Annotated in this window: 15 protein-coding genes; 8 read left to right on the top strand and 7 right to left on the bottom strand. The window is 56.9% G+C overall.

Annotated features, from left to right (window positions below; genetic code table 11):
• Positions 1-14: 14 nt before the first annotated feature.
• Positions 15-398, bottom strand: coding sequence for a nuclear transport factor 2 family protein (locus tag CKW26_RS13950; protein ID WP_095049009.1), 384 nt, complete (start codon positions 396-398; stop codon positions 15-17).
• Between the two features lie 61 nt (positions 399-459).
• A complete protein-coding gene (gene namA, locus CKW26_RS13945) occupies positions 460-1,500 on the bottom strand; it encodes an NADPH dehydrogenase NamA (protein WP_095049008.1) in 1,041 nt (346 codons plus the stop codon).
• A 112-nt stretch (positions 1,501-1,612) separates the two neighbouring features.
• On the opposite strand from namA, the gene CKW26_RS13940 reads away from it, so the two are divergent.
• The gene (locus tag CKW26_RS13940; RefSeq protein WP_093431515.1) at positions 1,613-2,002 is read left to right on the top strand and encodes a helix-turn-helix domain-containing protein; all 390 of its coding nucleotides are present in this window, start codon (positions 1,613-1,615) and stop codon (positions 2,000-2,002) included.
• Between the two features lie 150 nt (positions 2,003-2,152).
• On the opposite strand, the gene CKW26_RS13935 is transcribed toward CKW26_RS13940, so the two are convergent.
• The gene (locus tag CKW26_RS13935; protein ID WP_095049007.1) at positions 2,153-3,115 is read right to left on the bottom strand and encodes an AraC family transcriptional regulator ligand-binding domain-containing protein; all 963 of its coding nucleotides are present in this window, start codon (positions 3,113-3,115) and stop codon (positions 2,153-2,155) included.
• Positions 3,116-3,182: 67 nt separating this feature from the next.
• Between CKW26_RS13935 and CKW26_RS13930 the strand changes: the two genes are divergently transcribed.
• Together CKW26_RS13930 and CKW26_RS13925 are read left to right on the top strand one after the other, a co-directional pair.
• The gene (locus CKW26_RS13930; RefSeq protein WP_095049006.1) at positions 3,183-4,040 is read left to right on the top strand and encodes a sterol desaturase family protein; all 858 of its coding nucleotides are present in this window, start codon (positions 3,183-3,185) and stop codon (positions 4,038-4,040) included.
• On the top strand, positions 4,037-4,630 hold the full coding sequence (locus CKW26_RS13925) for an NADPH-dependent FMN reductase (RefSeq protein WP_095049005.1): 594 nt from the start codon (positions 4,037-4,039) through the stop codon (positions 4,628-4,630). The genes CKW26_RS13930 and CKW26_RS13925 overlap by 4 nt, the downstream gene beginning before the upstream one ends.
• A 235-nt stretch (positions 4,631-4,865) precedes the next feature.
• Here CKW26_RS13925 and CKW26_RS13920 read toward each other — a convergent pair whose 3' ends face one another.
• The 4 genes from CKW26_RS13920 to CKW26_RS13905 all read right to left on the bottom strand — a co-directional run bounded on the left by CKW26_RS13920 (position 4,866) and on the right by CKW26_RS13905 (position 8,464).
• A complete protein-coding gene (locus CKW26_RS13920) occupies positions 4,866-5,252 on the bottom strand; it encodes a cupin domain-containing protein (RefSeq protein WP_095049004.1) in 387 nt (128 codons plus the stop codon).
• Positions 5,253-5,324: 72 nt separating this feature from the next.
• Positions 5,325-6,149, bottom strand: a complete 825-nt coding sequence (locus tag CKW26_RS13915) for an AraC family transcriptional regulator (RefSeq protein WP_095049003.1) — start codon at positions 6,147-6,149, stop codon at positions 5,325-5,327.
• Positions 6,150-6,216: 67 nt separating this feature from the next.
• Complete coding sequence (locus CKW26_RS13910) at positions 6,217-7,470, bottom strand: MFS transporter (RefSeq protein WP_095049002.1); 1,254 nt, start codon at positions 7,468-7,470, stop codon at positions 6,217-6,219.
• 88 nt (positions 7,471-7,558) lie between these two features.
• On the bottom strand, positions 7,559-8,464 hold the full coding sequence (locus CKW26_RS13905; protein ID WP_095049001.1) for a LysR family transcriptional regulator: 906 nt from the start codon (positions 8,462-8,464) through the stop codon (positions 7,559-7,561).
• A 94-nt stretch (positions 8,465-8,558) separates the two neighbouring features.
• On the opposite strand from CKW26_RS13905, the gene CKW26_RS13900 reads away from it, so the two are divergent.
• From CKW26_RS13900 to CKW26_RS13880, 5 genes are all read left to right on the top strand, one after another.
• On the top strand, positions 8,559-9,725 hold the full coding sequence (locus CKW26_RS13900; RefSeq protein ID WP_095049000.1) for an MFS transporter: 1,167 nt from the start codon (positions 8,559-8,561) through the stop codon (positions 9,723-9,725).
• A gap of 58 nt (positions 9,726-9,783) precedes the next feature.
• Complete coding sequence (locus tag CKW26_RS13895) at positions 9,784-10,410, top strand: TetR/AcrR family transcriptional regulator (RefSeq protein ID WP_095048999.1); 627 nt, start codon at positions 9,784-9,786, stop codon at positions 10,408-10,410.
• Between the two features lie 200 nt (positions 10,411-10,610).
• On the top strand, positions 10,611-11,882 hold the full coding sequence (locus CKW26_RS13890) for an OmpP1/FadL family transporter (RefSeq protein ID WP_095048998.1): 1,272 nt from the start codon (positions 10,611-10,613) through the stop codon (positions 11,880-11,882).
• A 125-nt stretch (positions 11,883-12,007) separates the two neighbouring features.
• Positions 12,008-13,117: an efflux RND transporter periplasmic adaptor subunit gene (locus tag CKW26_RS13885; RefSeq protein WP_095048997.1), complete on the top strand. Its 1,110-nt coding sequence runs from the start codon at positions 12,008-12,010 to the stop codon at positions 13,115-13,117.
• Positions 13,114-16,203 carry an efflux RND transporter permease subunit gene (locus CKW26_RS13880; protein ID WP_095048996.1) on the top strand — a complete coding sequence of 1,030 codons (3,090 nt, stop codon included), beginning with the start codon at positions 13,114-13,116 and terminating at the stop codon, positions 16,201-16,203. Before CKW26_RS13885 ends, CKW26_RS13880 begins: the two co-directional genes overlap by 4 nt.
• Positions 16,204-16,215: the final 12 nt, after the last annotated feature.

Raw genomic sequence — 16,215 nt, 5'->3', positions numbered from 1 at the left:
GGACGACCATTCCATCAAGGCCCTACATGAGTTTGAAAAATCTTGCTAATCACAGTCCACTTGCCATCAACTTTCAGCAGATGAAAAAAGTCGGTGAAAGAGATGCCTGACATGTCGTTGGCGTCGATGCGAGCACTAGCCGCCGTACCGACGACTTCGACGCGGACGATAGCTGCTGGTGCGTCAGGAGAAGGGCGGAAACCCTTGTCGACCCCTTCGAACAGTATTGAAATCGCACCCCCAGCCAGCTTACCGTCGCCATCGACGCTGAACATGGTCGCTTGCTCACTGAAAGCCGGCTTCATGATGCTGCTTTTGGCCTGCTTGCAGCCCTCAATGTACTTGTTAAGCACCTCGGTAATGGCTTGGTATTCTTCCACGTAAGTAGGCTTGCTCATGGTTTTGCTCCTGCTTCATCGCATTGCTGTTATTAGCTGATCTGATTAGTGCAAGAAAGCATCAGGCTTTGGTATCAAGCCAGACAGATCCATAACGTGTGTAGGCGGTAGGAATCTCGATGATTTCCTTAAGATCATCTGCAGCGGTGCGAACCCAGAATGGATCTCGGAGCATTTGCCGCCCGACAAACACCAGATCAGCTCGGCCGTTCTGCAAGATTTCTTCTGCCTGACGCCCACTCTGGATCACCCCCACAGCGCCTGTCGCAATATGCAATTCCTTACGCAGTAATTCAGCGGCCGGCACCTGGTAACCCGGATAGGTCTCGACCTTGACCATCTTGATCCCGCCGGAACTGCAGTCGATCAAGTCAACGCCCTGCGCTTTCATCCAGCGACCATATTCGAGAAACGATTCGGGCGTGTTTCCGCCTTCGGCGTAATCAGAGCTGGAGATGCGAACGAATAGAGGGCGATCCCCCCAATGAGTTTTAACCTCTTCCAGTACCTCGCGCAGGAAGCGATAACGACGCTTGGCATCACCGCCATACTCGTCGTCGCGGGTGTTAGCCAGCGGCGAGAGAAACTCACTTAACAAGTAGCCGTGCGCGGCATGGATCTCAAGCACATCGAAGCCCGCTTCGCTGGCGCGACGTGCGGCATCGCCGTAAAGCTTTACCAGAGCCGGAATCTCATCAGCCGCGAGTTCGCGAGGAACAGGGCTGGTTTGCGTAAATGGAATCGCCGATGGCGCGATGTGAATCAGACCGGGCAGGTCAGCATTGCGCCCCGCATGGCCGATCTGAGCGCCGGCTTTTGCACCAAAACCGTGAAGCAATTCTGTTAGCGCCTTCAAGCCAACAACGTGCTCATCGCTCCAGATGCCAAGGTCACCGGCTCCAATACGACCGTCAGCCTGAATGGCCAGCGTTTCGGGAAAAATCAGTGCTGCCTGACCCAGGGCACGAGCGCCGTAATGAACGCGGTGCCAGTCGGTCACGAAGCCATCATCCGACGCCATGTGCATGCACATAGGGGACATGACGACCCGGTTTTTCAGGGTGAGGCCCTTAATTTCATAGGGTGATAACAACAAACTCATCTGGCAGATTCCATCGTGGTGAACATGGAATCATGCTAACTTTTGCAGCACATCGACGTAAGTACGCACAATTTTGTGCGGTAGGCACACTTTTTATACCAAGGTGATAACAGTGAAAAAATGTAACCCTCAGGATGAGATTGAGGCTTTCGCGTGTCCCGTCGCCTTCACTGTTGATGTCATTGGTGGAAAATGGAAATCGCTCATACTTTTTCACCTGATGTCGGGCACGAAGCGCTTCAACGAGCTGCGTCGGCTAATTCCAGATATCACGCAGAGGATGCTCACACTTCAGCTCAGAGAACTGGAGACTGACGGGGTGATTCATCGCGAAATCTATCGCGAGGTGCCACCCAAAGTTGAGTATTCGCTTACAGCGTTAGGTGACTCACTCGCGCCATTGGTGAGTGCGATGCGAGAGTGGGGCGCAGTGCATGAACGCACGATCCTGGAGCTCAGGCGCTCTGCCGTCTGTGACGACAAGTTGGAATCTCTGGCTTGAATCATGCTGATGTTGAGAGGTGGAGGGGGTGAACAATACGAAGTTTGATGCCCGCTTGGCGCAGGGTTGAAACTGCACGAAAATCACTCGCGCGTGATGAGGCGAATTTTTGAGGTCGCACTGCCGTTACGAAAAATTCGGGCTGCCACCTTATTTCATGTCACGCCATCGGCTTCGGGCGTGTAGATACGCCGTCAAATCGCTGTAACCTAGTTGAGCTGCAATCTCCGTTAATGACTCTCCCTGCAATTCAAGATGCATTTCCAATTCTGCGCGAATCTGATCGAGCAATTGTCTGAAGGTTGTACCTTGCTCTTCCAGCCGTCTGCGCAAGGTCCTTGGCGTCTGGTGCAGCGACTTCGCCAGATTGTCCAGATTGGGAGTTTCACGTCTCGCTAGAGATCGTCGCGCTCCTTCAGCAACCTTGGCTGACCAACCGCTGAAATTCCGATGCGCGGCGATCCGTCGATCCAGCTCCTGCGTTAATAATTCCAACATCCCGTGATGACGGGTTTGCATTGGCAGGCTTAAGCTTCGAGCATGAAAATAGAAGCAGTTGATCGAGCAATCAAACTCGACTCGATCACCAAACCATTCGGTGTATTGCTTGTAATACGACGGACGCGAATGAGTGAACTTTGCCAAAATCGGCTGCACATTGTGTCCTGTTCCTCGTCGTAACTGCGCTATGGACATCACCCCGTAGTGTTCGACGACATACCGCGCCAACTCTCCTGGCGCATCAACGTTCAATTCGACTCCGACGCCGTTTTCGTCATTAACCAACCTGACATTGTCTGTGTCCGAGGCAAGAGGTGCGTACCGGGCCCAAAGGTGCATGGCTGACAAAATATCTGGACTGTACAGGCAAAGATAAGCCAAGACATGCCAGTCCTGGGGTGTGAATAGCGCGAACAATTTTAATCCGATCGCCGGATCGATACGTGCCGCTTCGCGCCACAGTTGATCCAGTTCGATCAGGTTGTAATCCGTACTTTTCCGGGCAACCTGGCTATCAAGGAAGCGCTCCAATACCTGGCCCAGCCTGCCGCGATGAAAGCGTTGGGGGGGGCGGTTGGCCGGTTCTAGCTCAATTTTGTCCATTTCGCGCATTGGGAGGACTTGCTCGCAGGTTTCTAATGAAAGGGCATTGCCCGCAAGGGCCTAAATCGAGAGTGCCATGAATACAACAATGCTCGTCAATAACCCCGCTGTGATAGTAGCCGGGATTTTCCTCTCCTTCATTTTACTGGAACTTGCCTGTTCCTCGCTTCGTCAGTCGTCAGGTAGTAAACGTGACGTGCTCATTGAAGTCGTCGGCTCCGGTATATTAGTGATGGTCACATTTCCTTTAGTCATGTGGCTAAGTGGTCTGATATTAAATCACGCCATCCCGGAAATGAAGGGCGCACTGTCCTCTATTCCATGGATCGCAGGATTTGCGTTGTTTCTACTGCTGGATGACATGACCCAATATTGGTGGCATCGCCTGACGCATCGTATTCCTGCTCTTTATGCATTGCATCGCGCACATCATTCCGCGCCCTATATGAGTATTCGCATCGTCTACCGCAACAATAGTTTCTACTATCTCTTGATGCCGGGCATCTGGCTATCAGGCGTGTTGATTTATCTGGGGCTCGCACCCGTTTATTATGTTTATCTGATTATAAAAATGACTGTGATCTTCGCCGCACACAGCAATGTTGCGTGGGACGACAAACTCTATCGCATTCGCGCTTTACGGCCGATCATCTGGGTTCTTGAGCGAACCATCTCCACTCCATCCACTCATTCTGCGCATCACGGTTTGACTGCAGAGGATGGCGTGACTCACTACAAAGGTAATTTCGGTAACCTGTTATTTTTATGGGATGTGTTGTTCGGAACAGCCAAAATTACCCGTAGGCGTCCGCCAGCATACGGTATCGAACACTTGTCACCGATAAGCTGGAAAGAAGAATTGTTCTGGCCAATCGTTCGCTCCCATCGCACGGCACCCAAGGTAAGTGAAGCTAAACAGAAGGTCGCACAATGAGTCGTCATATCGTTTTGCTGTCTGGATCGAATAGATCCAACAGTCAATCAATCAAAGTTGCCCATTATCTGCGCGACCGGTTAGCAGCACTTGAGCTTTGTGACTCAAGCGAACTAATAGATCTGGCGTCGAGTCCGCTACCGCTGTGGCCAGAAGAAGACACTCAGAAAGCCTGGAGTGCCCAGCAATCTACCCTCAAAAAAGCAACAGCATTGATCGTGATCAGCCCGGAATGGAATGGCATGGCTTGCCCGGCCCTGAAGAACTTCTTTTTGTACGCAGGGTTCAGCGAACTAGGACATAAGCCCGCGCTTCTAGTTGGCGTTTCGGCTGGACTTGGGGGAGCCTACCCAATTACAGAGTTACGTGCTTCAAGCTATAAAAATAGCCGGATCCTGTATTGGCCTGAGCAACTGATTATAAGAAACGTTGAATCAATGTTTAATAGTGAGTGCCCTTCAGATGAAAATGATATGCGCATCCGCGCACGTGCCGATTGGGTTTTGCATGTTCTTTGCCAATACAATGACGCCTTGCGTACGATGCGAACTGCAATCAAACATCCTCCTGAGTTCTCTACGGGGATGTGAGGTTGTCGCACCTCAATAAGTTTAAAATGCAACTGTTAAAGCTAAACCTTAGTTGGCTCATGACGCCAGAAGTAAATACTTCGCGATAGGCAAACTTCGGCCGATAGTTGCCTGCAAAGAATGTCCGTTTTGGGTCGAAACCGGTCGTTCACGAACGTCTGCTATTGGCCGATAGCTGCCGGTCAAGGTCAACTATTTCCAACTCAGCGCAGACATTACACAGGATGGCGCTGGATTATATCCAGACGTCGTTCAAAGCCGTTCTTTCGCCATCTTCATGCCCGGTGTTCAAAATACCTCGTGGCTCGATCATCATCAGTTTTGCTTCACCTTCAGCAGCCGTCCGGTGTTCAACGCCGCGGGGTACTACATACAATTCACCCTGGCTCACATAGACGCAGCTATCCGGCAGGTCGATGCGCAAGGTGCCCTCCAGGACAAGAAATGCTTCGTCGGTCTCAGGATGTGAGTGCCAGATGAATTCGCCTTCGATTCGCACAACCTTGAACTGGTAGTCATTCATTTCTGCAACAACCCTGGGGCTCCATTGCTGTTCGATGAGCGACGCTTTACGTGCCAGGTTTACAGGAACTGATGATTGTTGATGACGGAGCTTTGACATGACGAATCCTCGGTGGTCGAAGTCGCCATCCTATAGAGCATGGAGCAGGGCGCTCTTGTACGATCCTGCAAGTCAGCGTGCGGCCCGCAATCGTTCCAGCCAGCGCATGGGCGGAACTCCGTAGCAGCGGGTGAAGTGTCGCGTCATATGACTTTGATCGTGGAAACCCGCGATGAGGGACGCATCCACCAGGGCGAAACCTTCAAGCACCAATGCGCGGAACCGATCCAGACGGCGCAGGGTGACAAATCGGTAAGGGCTCGTACCGTAAAGTGTTCTGAAGTCGCGTGACAGGCTCCAGCGCTCGCGCCCACTGGCATGTTCCAGCATCTCCAGCGAAATGCATGTGTGCAGATGTTCCAGGATGAATGCTCTGGCGCGCTCGGCTGCGCGATAATCCAGACGCTTGCGCCCGCGCGGCTTGCCGCCGACCGCACGCAACGCCATCGCCAGGTCATACAGCGCGTCCTGTTCCTCCAGTGTTTCCAGTGGATGATCCACCGCTAGCACGAATGCTTCACTGGCATGGAACAGACGCGGATCGCTCGACAGTCCCCCGGCGATAAAGGGCAAGGGTTCCCCACCCAGAGCGTTCTGGATTAACGCCGGATCAACGTAGGCCATTCGATAACGAAAGCCTGCGTCGGTGCCGGCCATACCATCGTGGAGTTCGTCTGGGTGAAGCACCAGCGTATTGCCGGGGAGACTGTGGCGCATCGAGCCTGCGTAGTGAAAGCTCTGGACGCCCGCCAACGTACGGCCGATCGAGTAGATGTCGTGTCGATGAGGATCGTAGCCGTGGCTGCCGAACCACGCTTCGATACGCTCGATTCCTCCCGGTTGAACACTGCGGATGACCCAGTCGGCGTTGGCACGTTGGCCATTTTTCTGATCCATGAATGTACCTCTCCAATATGGGTGATCGCGTCGTCCCGGCATGTCGGGCACATTTTCAGGAGACATTTCATCGACTCATGACTGCCGCCAGTTTCGGATGGTTTTTTGCGTAATACAGCTCTGACTCAGCGTCATCTTCCAGGAAGTGCCATATCTTTTTTGATCGCATGGAATATATGACGATAACCAGAAATACCCCGAGATAAAGCCACATCAAACTGGATGCACCGGATACGGACATGATGGTGCCCGTCATCATGAATGACACCGAGCCGCCTAGTTGACTGATCACTAATGTGGATGCCATCAGTCGCACGCGTACGCCGGAGGGGATCGACATGAGCCTCTTGTCCATTCCGACCATCGTAATGCAAGCACTCGCCGCCCCGACGAAAAACAGGCAAGTACTCAACTGCCAGATCTCGTCGGCTTGTGTCGCTGCACAGAGTGCAAACGTTAATAGGGCCCAACATCCAAGATACTTGTTGCGCTGATTTTCCTTTTTGCTAATCAGCGGGCTTAAAAAGAACAAACCTGCAACGGCTCCGCCCGCGAATATCGCATTGAACAGGCCAACGCTACCTTCAGCCAGACCCCGAGTGTGTATGAGCGCTGGCACCAGCATCGGTATGGTCACGGTAACGGCCAGACCAAGCAGTAATCCGGAAAAGGTCAAAAATTGTTCTGGCGGTAGAACGCATTTGAGTTTAAGCCCCAAAAGCATGTCATTAACAAGATCGGTTGATGATTTTCGGGGTTGCAGGGCAGGGGATTCGCTGACGGGTAACACCATGCCTAAAACCACAATGACGAATCCTACTATCGACACAAATAGCAGCGAGACTTCCAGTGAGGAAACCGTAATCACCATACCCGCCAACAAAGGCCCAGCAACCCGGCCAACAGTAACAACGATGCGTCGGACGCGAAATGCAGCGTCCGTCCGATGTTTATCAACGGTTTCCGCAGGATAGATACCCAACAGAGGCTGGATCATTCCAAATGCTGATGCAGCGATTACATCGATCACTATCAGCGCATCAAGCGAATACCAGTTTGCAGCAAAAACGTATCGCAATACGCTGGCCATCAAGATCGCAAAACAGCCTACCTTGAGCGCCGTGCTGCGGCGCATTGACTCAACACGCGGCGCCAGACACAACATTGAAATGATCGCCGCGAGTGCCAGCGCTGTTTCGTATGCAGCCAGCTCCATCAGGCTTCCCCGCTGCACGATAATCAGAGGTAGCGTGGTATTCCAACAGCCGAGGTAGATCCAAAGTAACAAGTCCAGGCAAAGATACTTTCGAAATGTACTCAAGGGGTGACTTCCTTGCTCCGCACCTTGTTGTTTGGAATGTCATTCGCACGCGCCGAATTATCCGCAATGCGGCTGCGCAAATATCAGCTTATACCTGCGCTGACATCCGGTGATGTTCCCGCAAAAAGTCGACGAACAATCGCACCCGTGCCGGCATCGCCGCGCCACCGACGAACACCGCATGAATCGGCTCCTGATCCCCCGGGTTCCAGTCTTGCAACAGCGCAATCAGGTCGCCGCGCTGCAGATCCTCGCTCACGCTGAACGCACCGATACGGGCAATGCCGGCACCCACTCGCGCGAATTGTGCCAGCGCTTCACCACTGCTGCATTCGATGTTGCCGCTGACCTTCAGGGCAAACGCTTTGCCATCGCGGATAAATGGCCAGTTGGGTTCGGCACGCTTGAAATTGAAGCGCAGGCAGTTGTGTTGGAGCAGGTCTTCCGGTTCCTGCGGGATGCCGTGGCGCTGCAGATACTCCGGCGATGCCACCACGACCTGGCCGGTGGTGCCGATCCTGCGTGCGGTCAGCGGGCTGTCGGGCAGATGGCCGAAGCGCACCGCGACGTCGGCTTGCCCGCCGAGAATGTCGACCACCTCGTCGCCGAGGGTGAGGTCGACGACGATGTTCGGGTAACGGGCGCTGAAGGCTGCGACCAAGGGAACGATGGCCAGCCGTCCATGGCCAAGGGCGGCACTGACCCGCAGTCGCCCCTTGGGCACGCCCTGATCGGCGATGGCTTCCTCGACTTCGTCCATGTCGGCGAGGATCCGCCGGGCGCCGCGCAGGAACGCTTCGCCCTCGGCGGTGAAGGTGAGCGCTCGGGTGGTGCGCAACAGCAGGCGAGTGCCAAGCCGTTGCTCGGTGCGCGCAATGATCCGGCTGACGGCCGAGGGTGTCAGGCCCAGTGCACGCGCGGCGGCCGACAGGCTGCCTTCCTGCGCGACGGTGGTGAATACGCTCATTTCACCTGACCTGCCGTTGAAATCCACTTGTGCCTCCTACGCAAAGGTGATTGCCAAAAACGCTATCTACCGCCTGAAAGGGCGCGATCGTAGCATTGGCAGCATAGATGAGGAGCTTTCCATGCGTATCAATCCACCACTTGTTGCACTCGCCATCGGTGCCTTCGGCATCGGCGTCACAGAATTCGCCCCCATGGGCATGTTGCCGGGTATCGCTGCGGATCTGGGCGTTTCCATTCCCGCTGCCGGTTTGCTGGTCAGTGCTTATGCGCTGGGCGTATTGCTCGGCGCACCACTGATGACCCTGACCACCGGCAGGATTCCCCGGCGCTCTCTGCTGATCGGGCTCATGGCAATTTTCACCCTCGGTAATCTGATGTCAGCCCTGGCCACCGATTACTACAGCCTCATGGTCGCCAGGGTCGTGACCTCACTGAACCACGGTGCCTTCTTTGGCGTTGGCTCCGTCGTCGCCGCCACCTTGGTCGCCCCGGAAAAACGTGCCGGGGCGGTCGCGGCGATGTTCATGGGCTTGACTCTGGCGACCATCGGCGGTGTGCCGCTGGCTGCCTGGTTTGGCGAACTGTTCGGTTGGCGCACGGCTTTCTGGGGCATTACCGGCCTGGGCGTGCTGACCATGGCCGCGTTGTGGTTCGCTTTGCCCAACGTTCGGGCGCCGCAAAGCGTCGGTGTCATGGCGGAAATCCGGGTATTGGGGCGCGGCCCGGTGCTGGCCGCACTGGCCCTGACAGTCGTCGGCTCGAGTGCCATGTTCACTGTCTTCACCTACATCGCGCCAATCCTCAGCAGCGAGACCCATGCATCCACTGCCTACATCACCGCCATGCTGATGCTTTACGGTGTCGGGTTGACGCTGGGCAACATGTGGGGCGGCAAGGCCGCTGACCGCTCGATCGATCGCACCCTGATCGTCTCGCTGAGCGTGCTGATTCTGGTCTTGTTGGCGTTCACCGTACTGATGCGCTGGCCGCTGCCAGCCGCCGTGGCCATCCTGATCTGGGGTATCGCCAGCTTCGCTCTGGTGCCGCCGTTACAAATGCGTGTAATGGAAGCGGCCAAGGACGCACCCAATCTGGCCTCGGCGGTGAACATCGGCGCCTTCAACTTCGGCAACGCGATTGGCGCGGCGCTGGGCGGCGCGGTGATCAGCAGCGGGCTGGGTTATCCGGCGATCTCCCTGGCCGGCGCGGCAATGGCGGGCCTGGGGCTGCTGATGGTGTTGGGATTTGCGTGGCGTTCCAGGACGATTGAAGCCGCCGTGGTGTAACACGTTCAACAATGCTCGGCGAGTTGTCAGTCATTCATAGGGTGAGTAAGCTGCCCCCATGAATCAGCCATCCCTAACTGCCTCCTCGCCGAGCACTCGCGGCCCCGCCGAACACGACATTCGCGACCAGATTGTCGCCGCGGCCAACGAGCACTTCAGCCAATACGGCTACGGTAAAACCACGGTTTCCGACTTGGCCAAGGCCATCGGTTTTTCCAAGGCCTACATCTATAAATTCTTTGATTCCAAGCAGGCGATTGGCGAGGCCATTTGCGGCAACTGCCTGGGCCAAATCGCTGCAGCCGTCGAACAAGCGGTTAACGCAGAAGCGCTTTCAGCCACCGAGCGTTTGCGCAGGCTGGTCAAAACCGTGATCGCCACGGGTGTGGATCTGTTCTTCAACGATCGCAAGCTCTACGACATCGCGGCGTTTTCCGCATCAGAGCGCTGGAACAGCGCCCAGGTGTACGAAGCGCAGATCAAGGGCTTTATCCTCGACATCGTGCGTCAAGGTCGAGAAGCGGGGGAGTTCGAGCGCAAGACCCCGCTGGACGAGACCGTCGAGGCGATCAATCTGGCGCTGCGACCTTTCGTCAACCCGCTGCTGTTGCAACACAATCTGGATCTGATCGAACAAGCGCCCACGCTGACCACCAACCTCATCCTGCGCAGCCTCATGCCTTGACCCATCGCTGAGCAAAGTTTTCAGGCGATTCGAGTCAAGGCGACATCCCCCCTTATCAAGTTTCCTGTTCCCGGTACATGAGTACCGGGAGGGCATTGAATTTAGCTCAGCGTGACCATTGATTGAAATGGTCACATGGATAATATGGCTTCGCTGTAGTGCTCGATGTTCTATTCCAGTGATCTCCATAGAGTCCAATAATGAAAAAAACAATGCTCAAGAGGCCCGTGGGCCTGGCCTTCGTGCTTGCGTCTTCCAATGTGTTTGCCGGTGGCTTTGCACTCAACGAACAAAGCATCAGCGGGATGGGATCCGGTTTTGCCGGGCGCTCTTCATCAGCCGAAGACGCCAGTACGATCTACGGCAACCCGGCGGGCATGGCGCGGCTTAAACGGGAGCAGGTCAGCGTGGGCGCGGCGACACTGTTCGCCAAGTCTGATATCAGCCGGACGCGCAGTACGTTCGGTGGCAAGGAAGACGGCGACATGGTGCCCACGACCACCGTGCCGATGGGGTATTACGTCAAACCCATTGATGACCACTGGGCATTCGGCGTCGGATTTTATGTACCGTTCGGGTTGATCACCGACTACGGCAGTGGTTTTGCCGGACGCTATTACGCCAACAAGAGTGAAGTCACCACGCTGACTTTCCAGCCGACCATCAGCTACGCCTTTAACGAAAAAGTTTCGATCGGCTTCGGTCCGACCATTAACCGTATCAGCGGCGAGATATCGGGCATGGTTCCCAATCCACTGAGCCCGGGGCGTAATGACGGCAAGCTCAAAAGCACCGGCGATGACACCGCGCTGGGCTTCAACGCCGGTGTGCTGGTGCAGGCGACAGACCAGACCCGCCTGGGCCTGACCTACCATTCCAAGGTCAGTTACCACCTGGATGCGAAAACCAAGGTCACCGATGGCATCTTCAGCGTGCTGGGCGTCAGCGGTCGCAACTATGACGCGTCGCTGGACGTGGACACGCCGGAGTCGGTGGACTTTTCGGTCACGCATCAAATCAATAACGACTGGACGCTTTATGTGGGCAGTACCTGGACGCGCTGGAGCCGCTTCAAGGAGCTGACGATCGAGAACAGTGGTTTGCCGCCATTGCTGAGCGGCCAATTGGGCAAGATCAGCGAAGAGCAGAACTGGCATGACACTTGGGCTCACGCGATCGGTGCAGCCTATCAATTGAATAACCAGTGGGTGCTGCGCGCCGGTTTCTCGGTTGATCAGTCACCGGCTAACAACACCAATCGGGGGCCGCGGATTCCGACGGGCGACCGCAAGGTGCTCAGCTTCGGGGCCGGCTGGACGCCCGTGGAAAATGTCACGATCGACCTGGCTTATTCCTACCTTTGGGAGGAGAGCGTCGAGGTCAACGACACCTCGACATCGAGAGGTGCCTACAGTGCCCGATACAAGAACAGTGCGAGCGGGCTCGGGACTTCGGTGAGCTACCGTTTTTAGGCAGGCCCGTCAGCCGATTCGTAGTTCGATACTGCAGGTGGTCAGGATGCAGGTTGTGACCATTGACGTTATTGGTCACAAGGCTGAGAATATGATGATCATCCTATTCCTCAGTAAGGGAACCTATGCGCCGGCTCCGACCTTTCCCCATTGCCGCATGCTTGTTGCCTCTCGCCCTGAGCGCCTGTGGCGAATCTTCCAGCGTTGCAGATCCCCGTACGCAGGCGCCGCTGGTCAGATCCGCTGCGGTTCAAGCGTCACCCGATGTCGCTCGCTCTTTCACCGGCGTGGTCGCGGCGCGCGTTCAGGGCGACCTGGGGTTTCGCGTTTCGGGCAAAGTGCTCGAACGTCTGGTTGATACGGGGGAGGTCGTCAAGCGAGGGCAGCCGCTGATGCGTCTCGACCCGATCGATCTCGGATTGCAGGCGCGGGCGCAGCAGGCGGCGGTCATAGCTGCTCGCGCCAGCGCCAAACAGACAGCCGACGATGAGGCTCGCTATCGCAAACTGGTCGGCGTTGGCGCCATTTCGGCATCAGCCTACGATCAGTTCAGAGCCGCCGCAGAGACGGCAAAAGCGCAGCTCAACGCCGCGCAAGCGCAAGCCGATGTAGCGCGCAATACCTCGGGTTATGCGCTGCTGGTCGCTGATGCGGACGGCGTGGTGGTGGAAACACTCGCTGAACCGGGACAAGTCGTCAGTCCGGGACAACCGGTGGTTCGACTGGCCCGTGCAGGTCAGCGCGAAGCCATCGTGCATCTGCCCGAAACCCTGCGTCCGGCCGCCGGCTCCACCGCGCAAGCCAGCCTCTACGGCATGAATTCAGCGGCTGTCACGGCAAAACTGCGGCTGCTTTCGGACTCGGCAGACCGTACAACGCGCACGTTCGAAGCGCGCTATGTGCTTGAGGGGCCGCTGGCCAATGCGCCAATCGGTGCGACCGTGACCCTCAGCATTGCCGAGGGCGCCACCCAGACTCAAGCGTTACAAGTCCCCATCGCCGCCGTTTACGACCCGGGCAAAGGCCCCGGTGTGTGGGTGATTGCCGGAACACCGGCAACAGTGACCTGGCGAGCGGTTCAGGTGCTGGGGTTGAGCGATGATTCGGCGCGCATCGCCGGCGACCTCGCTGCCGGTGAGCAGGTTGTAGCGTTGGGCGCCCATCTGCTGCGCGATGGCGAAGAAATACGATTGCCGCAGCAGAGCGAAGCCAGCGTTGCCGGGAGCCGTCCATGAGTCAGGGGCGCTTCAACCTTTCGGCCATCGCCGTGCGCGAGCGGGCAATCACGGTGTTCCTGATTTTTCTGATCGCTGTTGCAGGGACGTTGTCGTTCTTTAAGTTGGGACGTGCGGAAGATCCACCGTTTACGGTCAAACAGTTGACCGTGATTACCGCGTGGCCCGGCGCGACGGCGCAAGAGATGCAGGATCAGGTCGCCGAACCCCTTGAAAAGCGCCTGCAAGAACTCAAGTGGTACGACCGCTCGGAAACCTACACCCGCCCTGGACTGGCGTTCACGATGGTGTCGTTGCTCGATAGCACGCCGCCGTCGCAAGTGCAGGAAGAGTTCTATCAAGCGCGCAAGAAACTCGACGATGAAGCCATCAGGCTGCCGGCCGGTGTGATCGGGCCGATGGTCAACGATGAGTTTTCCGATGTGACCTTCGCGCTGTTCGCCTTGAAAGCCAAAGGTGAGCCGCAGCGCTTGCTGGTGCGTGATGCGGAAGCCATGCGCCAGCGTCTGCTGCACGTGCCGGGGGTGAAGAAGGTCAACATCATCGGTGAGCAAGCCGAGCGCATCTACGTTTCGTTTTCCCATGACCGGCTGGCGACCCTCGGCTTGTCGCCGCAGGACATCTTCGCCGCGCTGAACAGTCAGAACGTGCTGACGCCCGCCGGCTCCATCGAAACCAATGGGCCGCAGGTTTTTCTGCGTCTCGACGGTGCCTTCGACAAGGTGCAGAAAATTCGCGACACACCGGTCTTCGTGCAGGGGCGCACACTCAAGCTCTCTGATGTGGCGACGGTTGAACGCGGTTACGAAGATCCGGCGACCTTTGTTGTACGCAATAACGGTGAAGACGCGCTGCTGCTGGGCGTGGTGATGCGCGAGGGCTGGAACGGTCTGGATCTGGGCAAGGCGCTGGATGCGGAGACCGCGCGGATCAATGCGGAAATGCCATTGGGCATGATACTCGCCAAAGTCACCGACCAGGCAGTCAATATCGACTCGGCGGTCGGCGAGTTCATGGTGAAGTTTTTTGTCGCGCTGCTGGTGGTCATGCTCGTTTGTTTTCTGAGTATGGGCTGGCGAGTAGGGGTGGTGGTCGCAGCGGCTGTGCCGTTGACCCTGGCGATCGTGTTCGTGGTGATGGCCGCCACTGGCAAGAATTTCGATCGCATCACCCTCGGCTCATTGATCCTTGCGCTCGGGCTGTTGGTCGATGACGCGATCATCGCCATTGAAATGATGGTGGTGAAAATGGAGGAGGGCTACGACCGCATCAAGGCATCCGCCTATGCCTGGAGCCATACGGCAGCGCCGATGCTGTCCGGTACGCTGGTGACGGCAATCGGCTTTTTGCCGAACGGTTTTGCCCAGTCCACTGCCGGCGAGTACACCAGCAACATGTTCTGGATCGTCGGCATCGCATTGATCGCTTCCTGGGTCGTCGCGGTGGCGTTCACCCCGTATCTGGGCGTGAAATTGTTGCCGGACATCAAGAAGGTCGAAGGTGGCCACGCGGCGATCTATAACACGCCGAATTACAACCGCTTCCGCCGGCTGCTGACCGCGGTGATCGCCCGCAAATGGTTAGTAGCAGGCACGGTGGTCACGCTGTTTTTTGTCGCCGTGCCAGGCATGGGGCTGGTGAAGAAACAGTTCTTCCCGACCTCTGACCGCCCCGAGGTGATGATCGAGGTGCAAATGCCCTACGGCACTTCGATCGAGCAGACCAGCGCCACGGCCGCCAAGGTCGAAGCCTGGTTGCAAAAGCAGGATGAGGCCAAAATCGTCACGGCCTATATCGGCCAGGGTGCGCCGCGTTTCTTCCTGGCGATGGCGCCAGAATTACCCGACCCTTCGTTTGCGAAAATCGTGGTGCTGACGGACAGTCAGGAAGCACGCGAAACCCTCAAGTTCCGGCTGCGCGAAGCGGTTGCCGAGGGGCTCGCGCCGGAAGCCCGTGTCAGGGCCACGCAAATTGTGTTCGGTCCTTATTCTCCGTTTCCGGTTGCCTATCGGGTGATGGGCCCTGATCCGGCGAAGCTGCGCGATATCGCCGAGCAGGTCCGGAGCGTGCTGCAAGACAGCCCGATGATGAGAACGGTGAACACCGACTGGGGACCGCTGACCCCGACCTTGCATTTCAGTCTCGATCAGGACCGTCTGCAGGCAGTGGGGCTGACCTCCAATGCGGTCGCCCAGCAACTGCAGTTTCTGCTGAGCGGAGTGCCGATCACGGCGGTGCGCGAGGATATTCGTTCTGTGCAGGTCGTCGGGCGTGCGGCGGGCAATATCAGGCTCGACCCGGCGCAGATCAAGGGTTTCACTTTGGTCGGCGTGTCGGGACAACGCATCCCGTTATCGCAGATTGGCGAGGTCGATGTGCGCATGGAGGACCCGATTCTGCGCCGCCGTGACCGCACACCGACGATCACTGTGCGTGGCGACATTGCCGAAGGTTTGCAGCCACCGGATGTATCGAGTTCGATCATCAAGCAGTTGCAGCCGATCATCGACACGTTGCCTTCCGGTTACCGCATCGAGCAGGCGGGGGCTATCGAGGAGTCCGGCAAGGCGGGCAAGGCGATCTTGCCCTTGCTGCCGATCATGATCGCCATGACGTTGCTGATCATCATCGTGCAGGTGCGTTCGATCGCGGCGATGATCATGGTCTTCCTCACATCACCGCTAGGCTTGATTGGCGTGGTGCCGACGCTGCTGATCTTCAATCAGCCGTTTGGCATCAATGCGCTGGTCGGTCTGATTGCGCTGTCGGGGATCCTGATGCGCAATACGCTGATTCTGATCGGGCAGATCCACCACAACACGCTGGAAGGGCTGGACCCGTTCCACGCCGTTGTCGAGGCCACGGTGCAACGCGCACGGCCGGTCCTGCTGACGGCGCTGGCGGCCATCCTGGCCTTTATTCCCCTGACGCACTCGGTGTTCTGGGGCACGCTGGCCTACACCCTGATCGGCGGCACATTCGTCGGTACCATCATGACGCTGGTGTTCCTGCCAGCGATGTATTCCATCTGGTTCAAGATCCGTCCTGAGCACAACGCTCAGACTGAAACAGTCAAACTGGCGTAGTGACAACGCCTG

It is taken from the genome of Pseudomonas sp. Irchel s3h9 (assembly GCF_900187475.1).
Lineage (GTDB): Bacteria > Pseudomonadota > Gammaproteobacteria > Pseudomonadales > Pseudomonadaceae > Aquipseudomonas > Aquipseudomonas neuropathica.
Note: the sequence above shows the minus strand (reverse complement) of the source record. Positions and strands in the feature narration are given on the sequence as shown.

What these genes read in the sequence shown, in the direction of transcription:
- CKW26_RS13950 (WP_095049009.1), bottom strand. Translation starts at nt 398, where the DNA reads ATGAGCAAGCCTACTTACGTGGAAGAATACCAAGCCATTACCGAGGTG.
- namA (WP_095049008.1), bottom strand. Translation starts at nt 1,500, where the DNA reads ATGAGTTTGTTGTTATCACCCTATGAAATTAAGGGCCTCACCCTGAAA.
- CKW26_RS13935 (WP_095049007.1), bottom strand. Translation starts at nt 3,115, where the DNA reads ATGCGCGAAATGGACAAAATTGAGCTAGAACCGGCCAACCGCCCCCCC.
- CKW26_RS13930 (WP_095049006.1), top strand. Translation starts at nt 3,183, where the DNA reads ATGAATACAACAATGCTCGTCAATAACCCCGCTGTGATAGTAGCCGGG.
- CKW26_RS13925 (WP_095049005.1), top strand. Translation starts at nt 4,037, where the DNA reads ATGAGTCGTCATATCGTTTTGCTGTCTGGATCGAATAGATCCAACAGT.
- CKW26_RS13920 (WP_095049004.1), bottom strand. Translation starts at nt 5,252, where the DNA reads ATGTCAAAGCTCCGTCATCAACAATCATCAGTTCCTGTAAACCTGGCA.
- CKW26_RS13915 (WP_095049003.1), bottom strand. Translation starts at nt 6,149, where the DNA reads ATGGATCAGAAAAATGGCCAACGTGCCAACGCCGACTGGGTCATCCGC.
- CKW26_RS13900 (WP_095049000.1), top strand. Translation starts at nt 8,559, where the DNA reads ATGCGTATCAATCCACCACTTGTTGCACTCGCCATCGGTGCCTTCGGC.
- CKW26_RS13895 (WP_095048999.1), top strand. Translation starts at nt 9,784, where the DNA reads ATGAATCAGCCATCCCTAACTGCCTCCTCGCCGAGCACTCGCGGCCCC.
- CKW26_RS13890 (WP_095048998.1), top strand. Translation starts at nt 10,611, where the DNA reads ATGAAAAAAACAATGCTCAAGAGGCCCGTGGGCCTGGCCTTCGTGCTT.
- CKW26_RS13885 (WP_095048997.1), top strand. Translation starts at nt 12,008, where the DNA reads ATGCGCCGGCTCCGACCTTTCCCCATTGCCGCATGCTTGTTGCCTCTC.
- CKW26_RS13880 (WP_095048996.1), top strand. Translation starts at nt 13,114, where the DNA reads ATGAGTCAGGGGCGCTTCAACCTTTCGGCCATCGCCGTGCGCGAGCGG.